The sequence below is a fragment of the Hoeflea ulvae genome, assembly GCF_026619435.1.
GTDB lineage: Bacteria > Pseudomonadota > Alphaproteobacteria > Rhizobiales > Rhizobiaceae > Hoeflea > Hoeflea ulvae.
Genome location: NZ_JAOVZQ010000001.1, coordinates 2,639,335 through 2,660,772 on the forward strand (window position 1 = coordinate 2,639,335; position 21,438 = coordinate 2,660,772).

Here is a 21,438-nt window from a genome sequence, read left to right on the forward strand (position 1 = left end):
TCAGCGTTTGGACACCGGCACGTAATCGCGCGAGGCCTCGCCGATATAGAGCTGGCGCGGACGGCCGATGCGCTGGCCCGGATCCTCGATCATTTCGCTCCACTGGGCGATCCAGCCGACGGTGCGGGCAAGAGCGAACAGCACGGTGAACATGGTGGTCGGGAAGCCCAGCGCCTTCAGCGTGATGCCCGAATAGAAGTCGATATTCGGATAGAGCTTCTTTTCGATGAAGTAGGGATCGGTCAGCGCGATGCGCTCGAGCTCCATGGCCACTTCCAGCAGCGGATCGTCCTTGATGCCGAGCTCGCCCAGCACTTCATGACAGGTCTTCTGCATGATCTTGGCGCGCGGATCGTAGTTCTTGTAGACCCGGTGGCCGAAGCCCATCAGACGGAACGGATCGTTCTTGTCCTTGGCGCGTTCGACAAATTCCGGAATCTTGTCGACCGATCCGATTTCCGCCAGCATGTTGAGCGCGGCTTCATTGGCGCCGCCATGGGCAGGGCCCCACAGGCAGGCAATGCCGGCTGCGATGCAGGCGAACGGATTGGCGCCCGAGGAACCGGCAAGACGCACGGTCGAGGTCGAGGCGTTCTGCTCGTGATCGGCATGCAGAATGAAGATGCGGTCCATGGCCCGCGCCAACACCGGATTGACCTCGTAATCTTCGCACGGCACGGCAAAGCACATGCGCAGGAAGTTCGAGGCATAATCGAGATTGTTGGTCGGGTACACGAAGGGCTGGCCGATGTGGTATTTATAGGCCATCGCCGCAATCGTCGGCATCTTGGCGATCATCCGCATCGATGCCACCATCCGCTGATGCGGATCGGTGATGTCGGTTGAATCGTGGTAGAACGCCGACAGCGCGCCGACGCAGCCGCACATCACCGCCATCGGGTGGGCGTCGCGACGGAATCCGGTGAAGAACCGGCTCATCTGCTCATGCACCATCGTGTGGCGGGTTACCCGGTAGTCGAAATCCACCTTCTGTGTTGCTGTCGGCAGTTCGCCATAAAGCAGCAGGTAGCAGACCTCGAGAAAGTCGCCATGTTCGGCCAGCTGGTCGATCGGATAGCCGCGGTGCAGCAGAACGCCTTCATCGCCGTCGATATAGGTGATCTTGGATTCGCAGGATGCGGTGGAGGTGAAGCCAGGATCATAGGTGAACGCCCCGGTCGTCTTGTAAAGTGAGGCGATGTCGACAACGTCGGGACCGATTGTTCCGGTCTTGATCGGTAGGTCAACCTCGTTGCCGTCCATAATGATTTTTGCTTGTCTGTCTGCCATGGCATGTCCTTCCACAAATGCAGGTGCACGGCCTTTAGCCGCCACCTTGGATGACCGTCATGGGTTAGCTATATGATTTCCCGCACCCTGCCAAGCTATGCGGATGGCTAATTTCCACATCACGGAATTGAAATATGATGCCCGGGCTCGGCTTTTCGCGGGTAACGATAACATGTTGGAAATGCGCGAAAATTACTCCGGAAATTGGTTACATTCCGCATTGCAGCGACAAGGCGTGCGCGCTCATCGCTGCCATTCAGGGTGGTGTTGCCCCAAATTCCGGGTGTAGTCTGCCAGTCTTCAGGCGAGGCGTGCATGAAGCAGGCAACACGCATGGCGATGAAACCGCAAATGGCCGCGGCGGAGGGTCGATTCGACCTCGCGCCGGCACGGTCTGATGTCGTCCCTGCGCAGGTTCCCCGTCCGGATTCCCGCCGTGTGACAGACCCGCAAACCGGCAAGGGCAGGGCGCTGCCGCAGCGCTTGCACACCGCCATGTCGCAGGCTGTCGGCCGCGAGCGCGAATGCGGTCTGGGTTTTCTGTTCCTGCCGGTGGCCATGGGCGCCGGCGCCGGGCTGTTTTACAGCGCGTCCCGCGATCCGGGCCTGCTCCTGCCGGGATTGGGATTGCTGGTTGCAGCGTTCATAGCAATGCTCACCCGCGAGGCTCATCTTGGCGCTTCGCGCGCCGCGGCACTGGCCGCAGCCCTGTGCGCCGGTGCCTGTGCCGCAGGCTTCGAGCAGCAGCGCGGCGCCATCCTGCTTGATTCGGACGTGATCACGCAGATCACCGGACAGGTCGAAGCCCGTGAATTCGGCCCGGCCGGCAGGGTCTGGTATCTCATCGATCTCTTGTCGACGGCCGGGCCGGAGATCCGCCGGCCGCCCGCGCGGGTCCGGCTCGTCGCGCGTGCGCCGCACCCGCCGGTGCCGGTGGGGGCGGTGATCTCCGGCCGGGCGCGGCTGTCCGCGCCCTCCGGTCCGGTGCTGCCTGGCGGTTTCGATTTTGCCTTCAAGGCCTTTGTCGACGGCATCGGCGCCCATGGCTTCTTCTACAGCGCGCCCGAGGCTTCCGCGCCGTCGCTGCGCCGGACCGGGCTGCTTCAGCCCTTCAGGCTGCACCTCAGGCGCATCCGCGAACAGATATCGACGCGGATCCGCACCGTGCTGCCGGGGGATCCGGGCGGGGTCGCCGCCGCACTCGCGGTCTCGGACCGGCGGGGCATCTCCACGGCCACGCAGGACGCTCTCCGGGCCACGGGTCTCGCCCATATTCTGGCGATCTCCGGGCTGCACATGGCGCTTGCCGCCGGCACGCTCTATATCGGCCTGCGGAAGTTGCTGGCGCTGTTTCCGCCGCTGGTCGAAGCCTTCCCGGTCAGAAAGATTGCCGCCGTCGGCGCGCTGATGGTCGCCACAGCCTATCTGCTGATTTCCGGCGGCAGCGTGGCCACCCAGCGCGCCTGGGTGATGCTCGCCATCATGCTGGGGGCCGTGCTTGCCGATCGCAGCGCGCTGACCATGCGCAATGTCGCGCTCGCCGCCCTCGTTATCATCATCATCACCCCGTCGGCCGTGGTCGGTCCGGGCTTCCAGATGTCCTTTGCCGCCACCGCCGCGCTGATTTCGGCCTATGCCGCTCTGGCCGCACGCAGCCGCGACTCAGCGGCCGCCACGCCCGGCCTGTGGGGGGCGCCTGGCCGGTCCGCTGGCTCGTCGTGTTGGCCAAGCTGATGCTCGGCCTGGCCATTACCTCGCTGGTTGCGGGACTGGCCACCGGGCTGTTTTCCGCGCATCATTTTCACCGCGTCGCCGGTCACGGGCTGCTCGCCAATCTGCTGGCGATGCCGCTGGTGACGCTGGTGGTGATGCCTGCCGGACTGGCTGCCATGCTGCTGATGCCTCTCGGCCTTGATGCCGTGCCGCTGCAGGTGATGGGGCAGGGGCTCGAAGCCGTTATCGCCGTTGCCCATCATGTCGACGGTCTCGGCGGCAATCTCAGCGTCGGCCAGATCCCGCTCGCGGCCACCGCCACGGCAGGCGCCGGGCTTGTCGTTCTCGTGTATCTGAGAAGCTGGCTGCGGCTGACGGGCGCGGTGCTGATTGGTCTGGGCGCCGCATTTGCACTTCCGCCGCTGGCAAGCCCGATGCCCGATGTCCTGATCAGCGAAGACGGCAAGCTGGTGGCCCTGGCAGGGTCTGACGGGCTTGCCAGCAATGCCGCGCGTCCCTCGGCCTTCGTGTTCCGGCAGTGGCAGGCTGCGCTGCGGGCGCCGCCGCATCGGCCGCCGGTCTCCCATGCACAGGCCGCAGCGGCCAATGCCGGCCAGCCCGAAAGCCTCGATCTCTTGCTGCGCGCTGCGGCGGAAGCGCCGTCGCGGTTTCACTGCGCCGGGCGCGGTATCTGCGCCGCCATTCATCATCGGGTCCGGGTGATTGCGGTTGATAAGGCGCCGCTGATCGGGGCTGCCTGCGACCGGGCCGACCTCGTGGTGGTGGCGATCCCGGTCTACATGCAGAGTTGTTGGTCCGGCGCGACACTTGTCACCGCGCGCAGCCTGCGCCGCAGCGGCGCCATGACGGTCACCCTGGCAAACAAGCCCGCAGCCGCCCTTGCGGACCAGCCTGTTGAGAAACTGGCAGATCAGTCAGGCGGCAGCCATGTCCGGCAGGCAGGGGGCGCCCCGGGATCGCAGCGGCCGGACTTGCGGATCAGATCGGCCCCGGAAGGCGTCGTCCGGCCCTGGACGGTGCAGCGTTATTACGACTGGCGCAGCCGAAGCTATGATCTGCCCGGTTGAGCAGGCCGCCCGGCCCGGACGGTCTCCCCATCGGTCACAAGGACCTAGTCAGTGGTAGCGGCGGATCAGGCCGACAAGCTTGCCCTGCACCTTGATCCGGTCGGGTCCGAAAATGCGGGTCTCATAGGCCGGGTTGGCGGCCTCCAGCGCGATCGAGGCGCCCTTGCGGCGGAACCGCTTCAGCGTGGCTTCCTCGTCATCGACCAGTGCGACGACGATGTCGCCGGGGCTGGCGCTCGAGACATTGCGGATCACAACGGTGTCGCCATCGAAGATCCCGGCATCGATCATCGAATCGCCCTTGACCTCGAGCGCGTAGTGATCACCGGGCCCGATCATCTCCACCGGCACGGTGATGGTGTGGGTGATGTTCTGGATCGCCGAGATCGGCACACCGGCGGCGATGCGGCCCATCATCGGCACTTCGGCCACCTGCGAGGCCTCGTCATTGGCGGCCGTGGCCCGCCGGACCGGTTCCGGTGTCTTGCCGAGGCTGCCCTCGATGACGCTGGGCGAGAAGCCGCGCCGCGGCTGCAGATTGGCCTGGTAGCTGTCAGGCAGCTTGATCACCTCGAGGGCGCGGGCCCGGTTTGGCAGGCGGCGGATGAAGCCGCGTTCTTCCAGCGCCGTGATCAGCCGGTGGATGCCGGATTTGGACGCCAGGTTGAGCGCATCCTTCATCTCGTCGAAAGAGGGCGGGATGCCGCTTTCTTTCATGCGTTCGTGAATGAAGAGAAGAAGTTCGTGCTGTTTGCGCGTCAACATTGTCGATTTACCCCGGTGGCCGGCCCGATGGTCGGAATGAAACAAAACCAGAACTCAGCTAACATGCTCCATCTGTGTTCCGCAAGGGGTAAAGAAACAATGAAAGAACATCAGGGGCGCAAAACGAGCACGCTGCAAGTAGATCCGGGTTTTGCTGGTAAAGCGAAAGGTGGCCTGACGATCAGGCAGCGGGCGTCGGCAAAGACCTTCATCAGCGACGAATCCTGGCGGTCAAAGGGGGTCGCGCTCAGCGTGCCGTCGGGGCCGGTGGCAAGGTCGGCGCGGATATAGTCCTGACGCAGGTCGTTTTCCGGCATGTCCTTGGTCAATATGGCTTTTTTCATCCTGTCGGGGTCCGGACGTCCGCCCAGCCGGGTCACCAGTGGCTCGAGAAACAGATGCGCGCAGACGAGACTCGAGGCCGGATTTCCCGGCAGTCCCAGCACCCGCATTCCGCCCAGCCGTCCCGACATCAGCGGCTTGCCAGGACGCATGGCGATTCGCCAGAAATCCAGCGCCATTCCACGGCCTGTGAGCGCCTTTTGCACCAGGTCATGATCGCCCACGGAAGCCCCGCCGATGGTCACCAGCACGTCCGCGCCCTGCGCCAGAGCCGAATCAATCGCCGAATCAAGAGCCTCCATCCGGTCGGCGGCAATGCCCAGATCGATGATCTCGGCGCCGGCTTCGCGCGCCAGCGCGGCCACGCCGAAGGTGTTGGAGGCGATGATCTGACCCGGTCCGAGTTCTTCGCCAGGCAGCCGCAACTCGTCGCCGGTGGCGAGAATCGCGACCCGGGGCTTTCGCACCACCGGCAGCGTCGCGTGGTTCATCGCGGCGGCGAAGGTGATGGCGCCGGCATCGAGCAGCCGTCCGGCCTCGAGCCCGACCTTGCCGGTCTCAAAATCAATGCCCGCATCGCGGATATAGCGGCCGGGCACCGGGGCTTCGTTGATCCGGACGGAACCATCATCGAGTTTGTCGGTATTTTCCTGAATGACGATGGCATCTGCGCCTTCGGGCACCGGCGCGCCGGTGAAGATCCGGATCGCCGATTTCGGCGCCAAAGCACCGTCATGGCCGTGTCCGGCGGCAGATTCGCCCTGAAGTGTCAGTATGGCGCCGGCACTGGCTTCTCCGGCGCGCACCGCATAGCCGTCCATGGCCGAGGCCGCAAAGGGAGGGTGGGTGCGCAGCGCCTTGATATCCCGGGCCAGCACCCGGCCGGATGTCCGTGCCAGCGGCAGCATTTCCGGCTCTTGGGGCGCCGCCGCATCCTCCAGGATCCGCCTGAGCGCTTCGTCAACCGGCATCAATGCCATCGGATCATCCCTTCGCCTGCACAACCCAGTCGCCGGATTTGCCGCCGGACTTGGCCAGCACCCGGATACCGCCGATCTCCATGCCCCGGTCCACCGCCTTGGCCATGTCGTAAATCGTCAGGCAGGTCACCGACACCGCAGTCAGCGCTTCCATCTCCACGCCGGTCTTGCCGGTGAGCTTGGCCAGCGCCGAAACCCGCAAGCCGGGCAGGGCCTCGTCGGGCTCGATCTCGACGCCGACCTTGGTCAGCGCCAGCGGATGGCACAGCGGAATGAGGTTTGCGGTCTGCTTGGCGGCCATGATGCCGGCAATCCGCGCGGCCCCGATGACATCGCCCTTCTTCATGTCCCCGGCCAGGATCAGCGCCAGCGTCTCGGGCTTCATCAGCACGAAACCCTCGGCTTCGGCGACGCGCACCGTATCGGCCTTGTCGCCGACATCGACCATGCTCGCCGACCCGTCTTCTGCCAGATGTGTCAGCCGTGCGCCGGTGTCATCGGCCATCTCAGCGCACCGCTTCCGCGGTCTGCCCGGTCAGCAACGCCCTGGTCGCCGCTGCCACATCCGGCTGGCGCATCAGGCTTTCGCCGACCAGGAATGTTTTGATCCCGCTGGTTGCCAGCCGTTCGCAATCGGCAAAGGAGCCGATGCCGCTTTCGCCGACCAGAATGCGGTCGTCCGGCACCAGGGCCGCCAGCCGCTCGGAGACCGTCAGCGACACGTCGAAGGTGCGCAGATTGCGATTGTTGACGCCGAGCAGGCGGCTTTCGAGCCGGAGCGCGCGTTCGGTCTCGGCCTCGTCATGCACCTCGATCAGCGCCGCCATACCCAGGTCTTGGGCCTCGTCTTCCAGCCGCTTTGCGTCGTCATCGGTCAGGCAGGCCATGATGATCAGGATCGCGTCAGCGCCCCAGGCGCGCGCCTCGTGCACCTGGTAGCGGTCGAACATGAAATCCTTGCGAAGCGCGGGCAGGGCGCAGGCCGCGCGTGCGGCGGTCAGAAACTCCGGCGCGCCCTGGAATGACGGCGCGTCGGTGAGCACCGACAGGCAGGCTGCACCGCCAGCTTCATAGGCGCGCGCCAGCGACGGTGGGTCGAAATCGGCGCGGATCAGGCCCTTTGACGGGCTCGCCTTCTTGATTTCGGCAATCAGCGCGTAATCCCCGGCGCCGTGCCTGGCCTCAAGCGCTGCGATGAAGCCGCGCGGGGCCCCCTGGTCGCGCGCGCGCGCCTTGAGCTCGGCCAGCGGAGTGGCGGTTTTCGCCGCGGTAATCTCGTCGCGCTTGTAGGCTTCGATGCGGGTCAGGATATCGCTCATCGCCTCAGCCCGCCTTCGGTGCAGGCGCATGGGCCTGGGACACGCTGACCAGCGCGTCAAGTGCTGCCAGTGCCGCGCCGCTGTCGATCGAGTTGACCGCCATGCCGATGGCTTCGGGCATGGTCTCGGCCTTGCCCGCCACCACCAGCGCGCCTGCGGCATTGAGCACCGAGATGTCGCGATAGGCGCTGGCCTCGCCTTCGAGCAGCCGCTTGAGCGCTGCCGCATTGTGCGCGCCATCGCCACCCTTGAGCAGGTCCAGCGGCACCCGGGCAAAGCCCAGATCCTCCGGCGTCATCTCGAAATTGCGAATCTCGCCATTTTCCAGCGCCACCACCTGGGTCACGCCGGTCGTGGTCATCTCGTCAAGCCCGTCGCCATGCACCACCCAGACCGTTTCCGATCCGAGATCGCGCAACACCTGCGCCATCGGCTCGAGCCAGTAGGGCGAGAACACGCCGAGCAATTGCTTCTTGACCCCGGCCGGATTGGACAGCGGCCCCAAAAGGTTGAAGATCGTCCGCGTGCCCAGTTCCACCCGGCTCGGTCCGACATGGCGCATCGCCGAATGATGCGCCGGCGCGAACATGAAGCCGACACCGGCCTGGTCGATACAGGCCGAAATCCCCTTCGGGTCCAGCTCCAGCGAGATTCCCAGCGCCGACAGCGCATCCGCCGTGCCTGATTTCGACGACAGCGCCCGGTTGCCATGCTTGGCCACCTTGACGCCGGCGCCGGCCGTGATGAAGGCGGCGGTGGTCGAGACATTGTAGGTGCCCGATGCATCGCCGCCGGTGCCGACAATGTCGATCGCATCGGCGGGCGCCTCGACCGGCAGCATCTTGGCGCGCATCACGCTGACGGCGCCATAGAGCTCGTCGACGCTTTCGCCGCGCACCCTGAGCGCCATCAGGAAGCCGCCGATCTGCGACGGCGTGGCGTCACCCGACATCATCACGCCAAAGGCGGCGCGCGCCTCGTCCCGGTTCAGCGGTTCGGCATTGGCCACTTTGGCGATGAATGACTTGAGATCAGCCATGGTGATCGCTTCCCCTGCTTTTCAGACCCCTAGAACGCCAGCGCGCGCTCGGCCAATGGCCGGTTGATCGCCACGCCATATTCGGCCTGCAGCCGCGCCACCATCTGGTCGAGAATGTCATCGGCCATCTGCTGCGCCACCTGGGTCCGCTGCTCTTCCGGCACCGAAGCGGCAGTTGTCGACGCGGCGTCATTGACCGATGTCACCTTGAGCAGGATCTGGTTTTCCCCGGAGGCGTCGCTGGCCACTTCGACCAGGCCCGACGGTCCGGAAAAGGCCGAAGACACGGCGGCTGCGCCAAACACCGCATCGGCGCCGCGCCGGGTGAGGCCGTATTTGGTCTCCACCGCCACCGACATCTCTTCGGCAATGGCCGACAGCTCGGCGCCCTTGGCGACGCGGTCTTTCAGTTCCGTGGCCTTGGCGCCAAGCGCCTCGATGGTCTTTTCCGCCGTCCAGTCGGCCACCACCTGGTCGCGGACTTCGTCCAGCGTGCGGTCGCGGGCCGGGGTGACGTCTGCCACCTCGAACCAGACAAAGCCTTCGGCGCCGATATTGATCGGCGGGGTTTCCACCTCGACCCCGGCCTCGAACGCCGCCTGCAGCAACGCATTGGATTCAGGGATATCGCCGAGCACCTCGCCATCGGGTGTCTTGCCGGTGCGGTCCACCGCCTCGATCGTAACCGGGGTGAGTTTTTGCTGCGTGGCCGCCTCTGTCAGCGTCATGCCGCCGGCGCGGGCGTCCTCATAGGCGTCATGCACGTCAAGCAGCACCTGTCCGGCCTCGGCCAGCGCCAGCTGTTCGCGAATTTCGGCCTCGACCTCTTCGAAGCTTTTCGAGGATTCCGGCGTGATCTCGGCAACCCGGATTATCACCGGGCCGAACTGGCCGTCGACCACCGGCGTGGTGCCGCCGGCCTCGGCCACGGCAAACACGGCGTCGGCCATCGACTGGTCGGGCAGGCCGGTCTTGGAGAACGAGCCGATGCGCACATCCGCAGCACTTCGGTTTTGCGCCGCCACCAGCTCGTCAAAGCTCTTGCCCGAGGCCAGGTCCGCCGCCGCCGCATCCGCGGCCGCACGGTCGGCAAAGACCAGCTGGTCGATGGTGCGGGTTTCGGCCGTGGTGTAGCGGTCCTTGCGGGCCTCGTAATCGGCCCGGGCCGCCTCGGCGGTGATGGCCGCCGGGTCGGAAATGTCCTCGCTCAACAGCCGCACATAATTGATCTTGCGGTATTCGGGTGCGGCATATTTGGCCTTGTTCTCGTCGAACCAGCTTGCCAGCTCCGCATCCTCGGGAGCGGCGATCGGGTCGATATTGGCCTTGGTCAGCAGCAGATAATCCACATCGCGGCTTTCGGTCTCGTATTGCGCCAGCGCCTTGATCAGGGCGTCGGGCGCCTTGAAGCCGTCGGACACGGCTTCGACGATCTGGGTCCGCACCGCCACCTGGCTGCGGTTCTTCAGATAGTCCTCTTCGCTCATGCCCACCGAACGCAGCACGCTCTGGAAATTGTTGCGGTCGAAGCGGCCGTTGAAATCGTGAAATGCCGGGTCGTCGGCGATCACCGCGGCCAGCCGGTCATCCGACAGCCCCAGATTCATCTCGCGTGCCTGCTCGTCGAGCAGCGCGCCGGCGATCAGCTGCGAATAGACCTGGTTCTCGACGCCGAAGGCGCGGGCCTGCTCGGTTGTCAGCCTCTGGCCGATCTGGCGTCCGACCACGCTGACCTGGCGGTCATAGGCGAGCCGGAACTCGGTCGGGCTCACCACCGTGTCGCCGACCGTGATCACCGCATCATTGCCGGCATTCAGGATCGACCCGGAAATGCCCCACACGCCAAACGACGCGACCAGCAAAATCAGAAGAAATTTGGCAACCCAGCCCTGGGCGCCCTTGCGCAATATATCAAGCATCAAAGCTCCCGCAGCATTGTCATGACGGCCCGCGAAGCGGCCAAACGCCAACCCCGCAAACCTCTTGCGAACCCCTTTAGACCAAAGCTGCGGCGAAATGAAGAGTAGGCGACGTGAATAGGTGAGGCGATGGCGCCGCCGTGCAGGCCTCCTGCAATGAGCTTCTGCGCCATCCTGCGCTCAACCGGGCGCAAGTCCGGCTGTTTCGTCCCGACGGAAAGCATGTAAGCCCGCACGTCTGTTCCGAAGGCAGCCGGAAGCTCATGGCATATTCTCCAGCCAGTCAAGAAAGACCGACAGGCGGCGCAGGCCCGAGGCGCGTGTCAGATAGAGCGCGGTGATGTCGAGCGGACGAATGTCGAGCCTGCCTTGAAAGAGTTCGACGACACGGCCTTCCGCGATATCCCGGTCAATCATGTAACCGGAAAATCGTGCGATCCCCATACCGTTCAACACCAGATGCCGGACGGCTTCGCCATTGGTTGCCACCACAGCGGCGCGGGGTTCAACCGGAGCCTCAAGGCCGTGAAATTTCAATATATTGATGTGGGCAGGTGCAGAAAAAAGCACCTGTTCCATCGAGGCCAGTTCGGTTGGGACCGAAGGATAGCCGACCCGGTCCAGATAGGATGGAGCTGCCACGAGCCGCCATTCCGCCTTGCCCAATGGGCGCTGCAGCAGGTCGCTGTCGGGCAGGGCGCCAAAGCGAATCACCACGTCCGCCTGGGATTCGATCAGATCCACCACGCGATCCGTCATGTCGATGGTCAGGTCGATCTCGGGATAGCGCGCATGAAATTCCGCAATCCGGGGTGCGATGACATGCAGGACATAAGGCACCGGCGCGTTGACGCGCAGCGGACCTCGCGGCGCGCGGCTGCCAGCGGCCATATCCGCCAGTGCCTCGGTCCGCTCCACGATCTCCCGCGCTGCCTGTAACAGATCGCGGCCCTCCGGCGTGATCTCGATCCCGCGTGTCGAGCGCCGAAGTATTGTCACGCCAAGCTGCCGCTCCAGCCGCGTCACCGTCCGGCTCAGGGTAGAAGGTGCCGCACCTAGCCTGCGTGCCGCCTCTGCAAATCCGCCGCACTCAATGACGGTGATGAAGACCGCAAGATCCGTGGTTTGCGGCAGTTCGTGCGTCATGCGCAAAGGCCCTTTCCAGTTCAGCCCGTTCACGCAACAGTTAGGCCATGCCATCTCGTGGGTCCAGTCCTTCCCTACAGGAGTTTACCCATGCCTCTCGCACTTTGGGCGCTGACAATCAGCGCTTTCGCCGTCGGTACCACGGAGTTCGTGATCGTCGGCCTGCTTCCCACCATCGCCGGCAGTCTCGGCGTTTCTCTTCCCTCAGCTGGCCTTCTGGTCAGTCTTTACGCTCTTGGCGTCACCATCGGTGCGCCGGTTCTCACGGCTTTGACCGGCAAGCTGCCGCGCAAGACCCTGCTCCTGGCGCTTCTGGCGCTCTTTATTGTCGGCAACATCTTCGCCGCCTTTGCCCCCGGCTATGGCAGCCTTGTCGTTGCCCGTTTCATCACCGGCTTGGCCCACGGCGTTTTCTTCGCCATCGCCTCGACCATCGCAACCAGCTTGGTGCCGAGGGAAAAGGAGAGTTCCGCCATCGCCATGGTGTTCATGGGTCTGACCGTGGCCCTTGTCACCGGCGTGCCGCTGGGGACCTGGGTCGGCCAGACATTCGGTTGGCAGTCCACATTTCTCGGCGTTGTCGGACTTGGTGTCATCGGTCTAGTTGCCAGCGCGGTTCTGGTTCCTTCCAACCTGCCGCAATCCGCGCCGCCCAGCCTGCGCGCTCAGGCAGGGGTTCTTACCTCTCCGCGCTTGCTGCTGGTCTACCTGATCACCGCGGTCGGCTATGGCGGCAATTTTGTCGCCTTCACCTTCCTCGCGCCGATGCTGACCGGCGTAACCGGACTGTCGGCCGGGGCGGTCAGCCTTGTCATACTGCTTTATGGAGCTTCGGTGGCAGCGGGCAACATTCTGGGCGGCAAGCTTTCCGACCGTGTCGGCCCCGTGCCCGCGCTGACCCTGATTTTCGTCGGACTTGCGCTGATGCTGGTGGCGTTGGGGCTGGCTCTGTCCCACCCTGTGGCGGCAATCGCGGTCGTCGCACTCTGGGGCGGCTTTGCCTTTGCCAATGTTCCGCCTCTGCAGACCTATGTCGTGCAGATCGCCCGCGAGGTCAGCCCGGGTGCTGTCGATGTTGCCTCCGGCCTCAACATCGGCGCCTTCAATCTCGGCATTGCGTTCGGAGCCTGGTCCGGTGGGCTGGTCGTCGAACATCTGGGCCTCGCAGCCACGCCGTTCGTCGGCGCCGTGGCTGTCATCGCCGGCATCGGCCTGACCCGCTTGTCTGGCCGGCTTGATGGCACCTCACGCCTCGTTCCGGCAGTCTGACACTGGCTTGCCGGGAACTTTGCCCGGCATGCCGCTCTTTCGAGAGCGGGGCCGGGCAGGGGGTTGCCTTTACCCATCATTTGCAAATCCCCTCCGGTCTGCTAAGCCCGGTTCAACACAATTGACCGGAGATTTCTGATGACACCTGGCATCCGCCCGCTTGTGGCCGGCAACTGGAAGATGAACGGAACCCGCGAAAATCTGGACCAGATCAAGGCGATCGCCGATGGTCTGGGCCCGGACCTCTCCGGCCAGATCGACGCGCTGATCTGCCCGCCCGCGACACTGCTTTATGTCGCCACCGCGATTGCCGACGAGACGCCGCTGATGATCGGCGCCCAGGATTGCCACACCGAACAGAGCGGCGCCTTCACCGGCGATGTCTCGGCTCAGATGATCGCGGATTGCCTGGCCTCGCATGTGCTGGTCGGCCATTCCGAGCGCCGCACCCTGCATGGCGAGAGCAACGACACCGTCCGCGCCAAGGCCGAAGCCGCCAAATCCGCGGGCCTTGTCCGAATCATCTGCATCGGCGAGACCGAAGCCCAGCGCAAATCCGGCGAAACACTCAAGGTGTTGGGCGATCAGCTTGCCGGCTCCGTCCCCGATGGCGCCACCGCGCAAGACACCGTCATTGCCTATGAGCCGGTCTGGGCCATCGGCACCGGTCTCACCCCGACAGTGGCCGACATCGCCGAGGCGCATGGTTTCATCCGCGCGGAGATGAAAACCCGCTTTGGCGGCGAGGGGGCTGCGATGCGGCTGCTCTATGGCGGTTCGGTCAAGCCTTCCAACGCCGCCGAGCTGCTTGCCATCGCCGATGTCGACGGCGCGCTGATTGGCGGCGCCAGCTTGAAAGCGGTCGACTTCCTCGCCATCTGTAAGGCCTGCCGCGGCCTGATCGGCTAGGCAGATACCGATTTTGACCGCCTCGCGGTCGCTGTTCCGCCCAGACGGGACTTGGAAAGCTGGCTGCCCTCGTGTAAAGAGCCGCCAAACGCTCAGAAGATTGCGCCCTTGACGGGCAGGAAAGAACACGATGCAAACCGTATTGATTGTCATTCATCTCATGATCGTGCTGGCGCTTGTCGGCATCGTGCTGATTCAGCGCTCGGAAGGCGGAGGCCTCGGCATCGGCGGCGGTTCCGGGCTGATGTCGGCGCGTGGTGCTGCCAATGCGCTGACGCGCACTACCGGCATTCTGGCTGCGGCCTTCTTCGTCACCTCGCTGGCGCTGGGTATCCTGGCCCGCTATGGCGACAACCCCACCGACATTCTCGACCGCATCCCGACCCAGACCGACGGTTCGGGTTCCGGCGTGCTCGACCAGCTTGGCGGCGCGGCAACGCCGGCGCCGGCCCCCTCGGCGGGCGCCGACATCCCGGCAGCCCCCGCGGTTCCCGGCTCCGACGTTCCTTCCGGCCAGTAAGGCCGAAAGACAGCTTGACCGGCGGATGGCGAAAAGCGCCTCCGCCGGTTTTTTCATGTGGTTTTTGGGGCCGTCGGGCCGTTATGCACCACTAATATGCGCCACCGGAATTTTAGGGTGGCGGAATCAGTGTTCTAAAGGTATCGGTTCAACCCCATGGCGCGATATGTTTTCATAACCGGCGGCGTGGTCTCCTCGCTTGGCAAGGGCATTGCCTCAGCCGCCCTAGGTGCAGTCCTGCAGGCCCGTGGTTACCGGGTGCGGTTGCGCAAGCTCGACCCCTATCTCAATGTCGATCCGGGCACCATGAGCCCGACCCAGCACGGCGAGGTCTTCGTCACCGACGACGGCGCCGAGACCGATCTCGATCTCGGCCATTACGAGCGCTTCACCGGCCGCTCGGCGGTCCAGTCCGACAACATCACCACCGGCCGCATCTACAAGGACATCATCGACAAGGAACGCCGCGGCGACTATCTCGGCGCCACCGTCCAGGTCATTCCGCATGTCACCAATGAAATCAAGAACTTCGTGCTCGAGGGCAACGAGGATTATGATTTCGTGCTTTGCGAGATCGGCGGCACCGTCGGCGATATCGAGGCGATGCCCTTCATCGAGGCGATCCGCCAGCTTGGCAACGATCTGCCGCGCGGCAATGCTGTCTATGTGCACCTGACGCTGATGCCGTGGATTGCTGCCGCCGGAGAGCTCAAGACCAAGCCGACCCAGCATTCGGTCAAGGAACTGCAGGCCATGGGCATCGCGCCCGACATCCTGCTGGTCCGTGCCGACCGCGAGATCCCGCCGGAAGAGCGCCGCAAGCTGTCGCAGTTCTGCAATGTGCGGCCCTCCGCCGTCATCCAGGCGCTCGACGTGCCCTCGATCTATGATGTGCCGATCGCCTATCACAAGGAAGGCCTCGACACCGAGGTTCTGGCCGCCTTCGGCATCGACCCGGCGCCGGCGCCGCGCATGGGCGCCTGGGAAACCGTGTCCGAACGCATCCACAATCCCGAGGGCGAAGTCACCATCGCCATCGTCGGCAAATATACCGGCCTCAAGGACGCCTACAAATCGCTGATCGAGGCGCTCTATCACGGCGGCATCGCCAACCGGGTCAAGGTCAAGCTCGAATGGATCGAGAGCGAGATCTTCGAAAAGGAAGACCCGTCGCCCTGGCTCGAAAAGGTCAATGGCATCCTGGTGCCCGGCGGCTTTGGCGAACGCGGCGCCGAAGGCAAGATCGCCGCCGCCCGCTTTGCCCGCGAGCGCAAGGTCCCCTATTTCGGCATCTGCTACGGCATGCAGATGGCGGTGCTTGATGCGGCGCGCAACCTGGCCGGCATCGAGGACGCGATGTCGTCGGAGTTCGACCGCAAGAGCGGCACCCATGTCGTCGGCATCATGACCGAATGGCTCAAGGGCAACCAGCTTGAAAAGCGCGCCGCCAATGGCGATCTGGGCGGCACCATGCGGCTCGGCGCCTATCCGCACCCGCTGAAATCCGGCTCGCTGATTGCCGGCATCTACGGTTCCAACGAGGTCTCCGAGCGCCATCGTCACCGCTACGAGGTCAATATCGCCTTCCGGGAGCAGCTCGAGGCCGCCGGCCTGGTCTTCTCCGGCATCTCGCCCGACGGCTTGCTGCCCGAAACCATCGAATATCCCCAGGATGTCCATCCCTGGTTCATCGGCGTGCAGTATCACCCCGAGCTCAAGTCGAGGCCTCTGGAGCCGCATCCGCTGTTTGCAAGCTTCATCGAGGCTGCATTGGAGCAGTCGCGGCTGGTTTAGAACCGGCCTGACAGGCTGATCGGAGCCGGCAAAAGGCTGCGTGGTCCAGTTTCCGGCCTTTTGCGGGTGAAATACGTCGAAAACGCTTCAAATCCCGGGCAGATGGGAAATGGGCATTGGCAATCCAGTGTCGCTTCCGCGGCATCTGGAACGCCTGCCTGCTGATGGCGTTTTTGGGTTTTATGTGCTGGATTTCTTGTCGATCAACACGGCTTGCTGCCACTTGCCGGGTTTCTTGTCGGTGCGATGAATGCAGCCTGCCCAACAGCATGGACGTTTTTGACCTTCGAGAAGCTCTTCCACAGTACGTTTGATCCGCCGTATCCGGGTCTTGTCCTGTTTTGCGTCCTCCACCCAGCAGATGAATTCGTTCCGGGCTATTGGTGTCAGGTTTTCCCAGCGATTTATAACTTCTGTCGAGTCCGTCAGTGCATCAACCAGATCGTTGGGCAACTCGTGGACAAGACCACCTGACAACTTCCTTTTCATCCATCTGCCTATCGGAGTTTTATGAGTGCGGAATGTCGACCTGTTTCGAGAGCCAGGATAGCAGGCAAAAGCGCATTTTTGAAGTATGGGGTTCTGGGTGTGCCGGGACAGGTTTCGACGGTGCGCAACACGCAAGGCGGGCGCCGGTGCATCGGCCGTCACCGGGATTGCACCGGATAAAGTTATATCCAGTCTTCGCGCCGTGTCTAACCCGGCGTCTCGCAAGGAAGGCGGGTGCGCGCCAGGATCTGTCGGACCCGGCGCGCAATCAGTCAGGCCGGCCGGCCAAGCCCGTTCTTGAACACCGTGTACAAAAACACCAGCATCGAGGCGGCTGTCAGCATTGATCCCGTCGCCGCAACCGCCTCGCCACCGCCCTTGAGCACGATGGCGATGCCCGGAACCATCACCACCACGCCGGCGATTGCCAGTCCCAGATGGATTTTCGCCAGCAGCGTCGCCCCGGCCGATGGTGTCAGGGTGTAGTACAGGCCGAACAGCGCCAGGGTGGCCCAGCCGACCAGGTTGAGATGGGCATGCGCCGGGGCCAGCATGTGATCACCCGAGATCGCCATCTCGATCCCCCAGATCATCCCGAGCGTCACGCACAGCACGCCGAAGAGAAAAAGTAAAATCCGGTTCCACGCATTTCAGATCCCTCTTTTGAGTTTGACTTGCGCGGCAATGGCCCCAACGGAGGTTTGACGCGCACAACTGCATATCTGCTCCGGATTTCGTGCGTTGCAAAGTATATCCTCAAGATATCCGCTGTTTTATTTTCGCTCGCGCGGGTATTGGCGCGGCTTGCGCGTCGGACGGGTTTTGGACGGCGCCGCGTCCAGCGTACCGTGTTTCGCCGCAAAACCGGCCTTGCACCGCCATGCCGGCCCCGACGTCGACACAAATCACTTGAGCTGGTGCGAAATTGGCTCGAAACCTGCTGGTCGCGTGGTGGCGGGTAATCGTGAAGCAGGTCCGGGCGCCGGTCTGTCTAAGTATAAAATCCGCAATAGTTGCCAAGCGTTGCTTTGGGTATATGATAAAACTCTGGATTTTGGAGGGAACTCATGGCGCTCGACAATGACAATGACCCCGCTGCAAACCCCTCCGAGACGGTGGATTGGGGATTCATCAAGAAGATGCGGGATCAAAATCCGTATCTCTATGGCGCGGTCATCATTGTTCTTGGCCTGGCCAGTGCCTTTGCGATTTACCAGAATGTTTTCAAAAGTCCGCGATATTCGGAATTGTTGGCCTTTGCCGGTTTCTGTGTGTTTCTTTACGCCGTCGGGGTCGTCGTCGCCTATCTGTTCCGGGAAACCCGATTCAAGGTGGTGCTGTCGGCAATCATCGTCATCGGCGGCCTGTTTGTCTATGGCGGCGAGGGACTGAACAAGACCCTGTCCGACACCAGCCAGCAGTTCTACCCTACCATCCTGTGCTGGATTTCTGCATCGCGCTGCACCCCGCCACCGAAGGTCGAAGCCGAAGACAGCCAGGTCGAGGTTGACCCGTCGGCTGCCGGCGCGGACGCGGATGACACACCTATGGTGACTTCGCCCGTCGCCGGCAGCCCGCAGCGGGTTTACCTGCAATTTGCCGGCGCGCTTGATCGGAATGCAGAAATCGTCCCCTTCGTCAGTCGTCTGGCAGCGCTGGGCTGGACGATGCAGGACACCGAACGCATCGCCGCCGCTGCAGGGCTCTACGAAGTCCGGTATTTTCACGAGGAGGACCGGGAAAATGCCGAGCGGCTTGTGGCGGCGATCACCGCCAGTGACCCGCCGGTGCTTGCCGGAAACCTACCGAAACTGCGCTATTTCTCCAATTTCTCCAATGTCTCGCTGGGCAATCTGGAAATCTGGATGAGCAAATAGGCAAGAACCGGCGCTTGGTGCCGGCCGCTTTACCGCATCGTTCGATGCATTACCCGCCAAGCCAGCTTGCCCCCACCACCACCAGCGGCACCGGAGACACGGCGAGACAGACGCCGAGCAGGAATTGCGGCCATGACATCAGCTTGCTCAGCCCGGTGACCAGCGCAATGCCGCCGCCGCCGCCCAGAAGCGTGTTGCCCGGCAGGTTGATCAGCACGACAAGGGTGATCATCCGGTGCTCGACCAGCAACGGCCTGAGCCAGCGCGGTGCGTGCTGGGTCAGATACTGGTCACGGCCTGCGGGCCCGAGCTGGTGGAAGGTTTCGATCAGCCCGGCAGCGCGGTCGAACCCGTGACGCCCGAGCCATCCCGCCAGCCGCTGCTCCGGCACCAGCCGCCCCACGGCAAAGGCCAGCGTCAGCGCCATGACCGTCGACAGATAGACCACCACCGCCAGCCTTGCGCCAAACACCATCAGCAGCGCCACGCCGATCTCGGTGCCGGGCACGAACGGAATCGCCGTCAGCACCACATAGGCGAGCAGGATGCCGGCGACTGCGCCGAGATAGGGCAGGCCGGCCGAGGCAAGGCCTGGCACCTGCAGCCGCTCCTCGATCGCCAGCCCCAGCCAGCGCCCGCCGGCAATCAGGCAGCCGTAAAACACGACGAGCCCCGCCAGTCGGATGATTTTCCGGGTTTTGCTGCTTGCCATTGTGGTGTGCGCATCCTTTGTGCCGCTGTCGCCCGCACGGGTTCCGCGCGCCCCTGCCTTGGCGCTCTGTGTAAAAGCTTTGCCCGGCTGTGTCACAAACCATCTCGCAGCTGTTTGGGTTCCGCCGGTGGCATCCCTGCAGCACAGGCCTTGGCTGTCGCGGGTGGATCGGGTTAGGTAGGGCCTCATTGTCCGGTCCGCACCCGGGCTGCCATCAGCTCAGGAAATTTGCCATGCGCCGCATCCTCTCCATTCCCCGCGCCCTCTGGCTGATGCTGGCGCTTGCGCTTGCCGCCCCGACCGCCGCGCAGGACACCGCCGAGCCCGCCGGGCCGGTGATCGAGACCGGCACATCGGTCACCGCCGACGCGCAGATCCGCAGCCGCATCCAGACCATTTTCCGCGAGATCGACGGCCTGGGTCACCTCGGCGTCTCGGTCACAGCCGGGGTGGTCAGGCTCACCGGCCAGGTCGAGCAGGCCGCACTGGCGCAAAAGGCCGAGGACCTGGTCAGCCGTGTGTCGGGCGTCGTTGCCATCGAAAACCGGCTCACCGAACAGACCGCCGTCACCGAACGGCTCAAGCCGGTGATCGGCCGGTTCGAGACCCGGCTGCAGCAGACGCTCGACTATCTGCCGCTGGTGCTGGTGGCGGGCCTGGTCTGGCTGCTGATCGGCCTGCTCGGCTGGTTCGTCACCACCCGCACCCAGCCCTGGGGCTGGCTCACCCCCAATGCCTTCATCGCCGATCTGTTGCGCCAGACCGTCTGGCTTGCCTTCCTGATGCTCGGCGCGGTCACCGCGCTCGACATTCTCGGCGCCACCGCCGTGCTCGGCACCATTCTGGGCGCCGTCGGCATCATCGGTCTTGCCATCGGATTCGCGGTCAAGGACACGGTGGAAAACTACATCGCCTCGATCCTGCTTTCGATCCGCCAGCCGTTCCAGCCGCGCGATTTCATCGCGCTCGAGGGCATGCAGGGTTTTGTCATCCGGCTCACCTCGCGCGCCACCATCCTGATGGACATTGACGGCAACCATATCCGCATCCCCAACGCCACCGTGTTCAAGGCCAAGATCGTCAACTACACCCGCAATCCCGAGCGCCGCTTCTCCTTCGAGCTCGGCGTCGACGCCGACAGCGCCTTGCACGCAGCCCTTGCCGTCTGCCACCAGACCTTGCAAGGCCTTGATTTCGTGCTGAAAAACCCCGAGCCCGGCGCCTGGATCGAGCAGGTCGGCGATTCCAACGTGCTGATCGGCCTGTCGGGCTGGATCAACCAGACCGAGACCGATTTCATCAAGGCCCGTTCCGAGGCGATCCGCACCGTCAAGACCGCGCTCGAAACCGCCGGCTTCGCACTGCCCGAACCGATCTACCGGCTCCGTTTCGACACCGGCGCCCCGGTCCCCACCACCAGCCAGCCGGCCGCCGCATCCGCCCCGGAGCCTGCTCCGGGCAAGTCCGCCGCGTCCACCACACCGCCCCCCGAACCAGCCACGCCTCCATCGGCCGAGCCCCGCCTCGGGGATCAGAGCGAGGTTCAGGCCCGCGTTCAGTCGGAAGACCGGGCCACCAGAACGGCCGCTGAAAAAGTCAGCGACGAAGCCGCCGACAAGGTCACCGACACCGGCGTCGACGAGGCGGTGCTGAAAAAGGTCGACGACGAACGCCAGCAACAATCCGGCTCCGACCTGCTCTCCACCGACGCCGAGGACGAACTCGGCGCACGCCCGGTGGTGTGAGGGCAGGGTGCTGCCAGACCGGATAGGTGGTTTACAACACTCGCCGCAAGCACCCAATCTCCCCCTTGCGGGGGAGATGTCACCGCTGTCCGGACCGGATAGATCGTTTACACACCGGACCGGATCGGTGGTTTACAGCTTTTGCCGCAAGCACCCGATCTCCCCCTTGCGGGGGAGATGTCACCGTAGGTGACAGAGGGGGGTAATGTCACAGCAATCACTGTGCTGTCGGTATCAAACGCAACATACCCCCTCTGCCCTGTCGGGGCTGCTGGCGCGAGCCACGGGTCTCGCCCCGTCCTCCGGACCCCACCGCAAGGGGGGATTGGGCGCTGCAATTGCTGAATTGACGGGGAAAAACCCGCAAGATCGAACGCCGCTCCCTCGCTTCGTCATCCCGGCCCCCGAGCCGGGATCCAGCTGCGTCCGCTTCTGCGGACGCGGGAGAGCGTCTTGCCAAAAACCATGATGCCGCAGGAGTTTACCGGCTCGCGGACGCTCGCCCGTTGGATGCCGGATGGG

19 protein-coding genes are annotated in these 21,438 nt (G+C 64.1%); 8 read left to right on the top strand and 11 right to left on the bottom strand.

Annotation, left to right across the window (positions count from 1 at the left end; translation table 11 throughout):
* Positions 1-1,290 carry a citrate synthase gene (gene gltA / locus OEG82_RS12550; protein ID WP_267612764.1) on the bottom strand — a complete coding sequence of 430 codons (1,290 nt, stop codon included), beginning with the start codon at positions 1,288-1,290 and terminating at the stop codon, positions 1-3.
* A gap of 438 nt (positions 1,291-1,728) precedes the next feature.
* On the opposite strand from gltA, the gene OEG82_RS12555 reads away from it, so the two are divergent.
* Positions 1,729-3,024 (top strand): ComEC/Rec2 family competence protein, encoded by a 1,296-nt coding sequence (locus OEG82_RS12555; RefSeq protein ID WP_267612765.1) that lies wholly within the window; start codon positions 1,729-1,731, stop codon positions 3,022-3,024.
* On the top strand, positions 3,012-4,091 hold the full coding sequence (locus tag OEG82_RS12560) for a ComEC/Rec2 family competence protein (RefSeq protein WP_267612766.1): 1,080 nt from the start codon (positions 3,012-3,014) through the stop codon (positions 4,089-4,091). Before OEG82_RS12555 ends, OEG82_RS12560 begins: the two co-directional genes overlap by 13 nt.
* A 48-nt stretch (positions 4,092-4,139) precedes the next feature.
* On the opposite strand, the gene lexA is transcribed toward OEG82_RS12560, so the two are convergent.
* From lexA to OEG82_RS12595, 7 genes are all read right to left on the bottom strand, one after another.
* A complete protein-coding gene (gene lexA, locus OEG82_RS12565) occupies positions 4,140-4,856 on the bottom strand; it encodes a transcriptional repressor LexA (RefSeq protein WP_267612767.1) in 717 nt (238 codons plus the stop codon).
* A 110-nt stretch (positions 4,857-4,966) separates the two neighbouring features.
* Positions 4,967-6,178 (bottom strand): molybdopterin molybdotransferase MoeA, encoded by a 1,212-nt coding sequence (locus tag OEG82_RS12570; RefSeq protein WP_267612768.1) that lies wholly within the window; start codon positions 6,176-6,178, stop codon positions 4,967-4,969.
* A 4-nt stretch (positions 6,179-6,182) separates the two neighbouring features.
* A complete protein-coding gene (gene moaC, locus OEG82_RS12575; protein ID WP_267612769.1) occupies positions 6,183-6,683 on the bottom strand; it encodes a cyclic pyranopterin monophosphate synthase MoaC in 501 nt (166 codons plus the stop codon).
* Between the two features lies 1 nt (position 6,684).
* Positions 6,685-7,497 (bottom strand): indole-3-glycerol phosphate synthase TrpC, encoded by an 813-nt coding sequence (gene trpC / locus OEG82_RS12580; protein WP_267612770.1) that lies wholly within the window; start codon positions 7,495-7,497, stop codon positions 6,685-6,687.
* Positions 7,498-7,501: 4 nt separating this feature from the next.
* A complete protein-coding gene (gene trpD / locus OEG82_RS12585) occupies positions 7,502-8,536 on the bottom strand; it encodes an anthranilate phosphoribosyltransferase (RefSeq protein WP_267612771.1) in 1,035 nt (344 codons plus the stop codon).
* Between the two features lie 29 nt (positions 8,537-8,565).
* Complete coding sequence (locus OEG82_RS12590) at positions 8,566-10,455, bottom strand: peptidylprolyl isomerase (RefSeq protein WP_267612772.1); 1,890 nt, start codon at positions 10,453-10,455, stop codon at positions 8,566-8,568.
* 261 nt (positions 10,456-10,716) lie between these two features.
* The gene (locus OEG82_RS12595) at positions 10,717-11,601 is read right to left on the bottom strand and encodes a LysR family transcriptional regulator (RefSeq protein WP_267612773.1); all 885 of its coding nucleotides are present in this window, start codon (positions 11,599-11,601) and stop codon (positions 10,717-10,719) included.
* A 90-nt stretch (positions 11,602-11,691) separates the two neighbouring features.
* On the opposite strand from OEG82_RS12595, the gene OEG82_RS12600 reads away from it, so the two are divergent.
* The 4 genes from OEG82_RS12600 to pyrG all read left to right on the top strand — a co-directional run bounded on the left by OEG82_RS12600 (position 11,692) and on the right by pyrG (position 16,093).
* A complete protein-coding gene (locus tag OEG82_RS12600) occupies positions 11,692-12,870 on the top strand; it encodes an MFS transporter (protein WP_267612774.1) in 1,179 nt (392 codons plus the stop codon).
* Between the two features lie 138 nt (positions 12,871-13,008).
* Complete coding sequence (tpiA, locus tag OEG82_RS12605) at positions 13,009-13,779, top strand: triose-phosphate isomerase (RefSeq protein ID WP_267612775.1); 771 nt, start codon at positions 13,009-13,011, stop codon at positions 13,777-13,779.
* Positions 13,780-13,909: 130 nt separating this feature from the next.
* The gene (gene secG, locus OEG82_RS12610) at positions 13,910-14,299 is read left to right on the top strand and encodes a preprotein translocase subunit SecG (RefSeq protein ID WP_267612776.1); all 390 of its coding nucleotides are present in this window, start codon (positions 13,910-13,912) and stop codon (positions 14,297-14,299) included.
* Between the two features lie 156 nt (positions 14,300-14,455).
* Positions 14,456-16,093 carry a CTP synthase gene (gene pyrG, locus OEG82_RS12615; RefSeq protein WP_267612777.1) on the top strand — a complete coding sequence of 546 codons (1,638 nt, stop codon included), beginning with the start codon at positions 14,456-14,458 and terminating at the stop codon, positions 16,091-16,093.
* 180 nt (positions 16,094-16,273) lie between these two features.
* Here pyrG and OEG82_RS12620 read toward each other — a convergent pair whose 3' ends face one another.
* Together OEG82_RS12620 and OEG82_RS12625 are read right to left on the bottom strand one after the other, a co-directional pair.
* Positions 16,274-16,582: a YdeI/OmpD-associated family protein gene (locus OEG82_RS12620; protein WP_267612778.1), complete on the bottom strand. Its 309-nt coding sequence runs from the start codon at positions 16,580-16,582 to the stop codon at positions 16,274-16,276.
* Between the two features lie 272 nt (positions 16,583-16,854).
* Positions 16,855-17,187 (bottom strand): hypothetical protein, encoded by a 333-nt coding sequence (locus OEG82_RS12625; RefSeq protein WP_267612779.1) that lies wholly within the window; start codon positions 17,185-17,187, stop codon positions 16,855-16,857.
* Positions 17,188-17,649: 462 nt separating this feature from the next.
* Between OEG82_RS12625 and OEG82_RS12630 the strand changes: the two genes are divergently transcribed.
* Positions 17,650-18,459 (top strand): hypothetical protein, encoded by an 810-nt coding sequence (locus OEG82_RS12630; RefSeq protein WP_267612780.1) that lies wholly within the window; start codon positions 17,650-17,652, stop codon positions 18,457-18,459.
* 49 nt (positions 18,460-18,508) lie between these two features.
* Here the strand turns inward: OEG82_RS12630 and OEG82_RS12635 are convergent, their stop codons facing one another.
* On the bottom strand, positions 18,509-19,171 hold the full coding sequence (locus tag OEG82_RS12635; protein WP_267612781.1) for a hypothetical protein: 663 nt from the start codon (positions 19,169-19,171) through the stop codon (positions 18,509-18,511).
* Between the two features lie 233 nt (positions 19,172-19,404).
* Here OEG82_RS12635 and OEG82_RS12640 point away from each other — a divergent pair, with 233 nt between their 5' ends.
* Positions 19,405-20,916, top strand: coding sequence for a mechanosensitive ion channel domain-containing protein (locus OEG82_RS12640; RefSeq protein WP_267612782.1), 1,512 nt, complete (start codon positions 19,405-19,407; stop codon positions 20,914-20,916).
* Positions 20,917-21,438 lie beyond the last annotated feature (522 nt).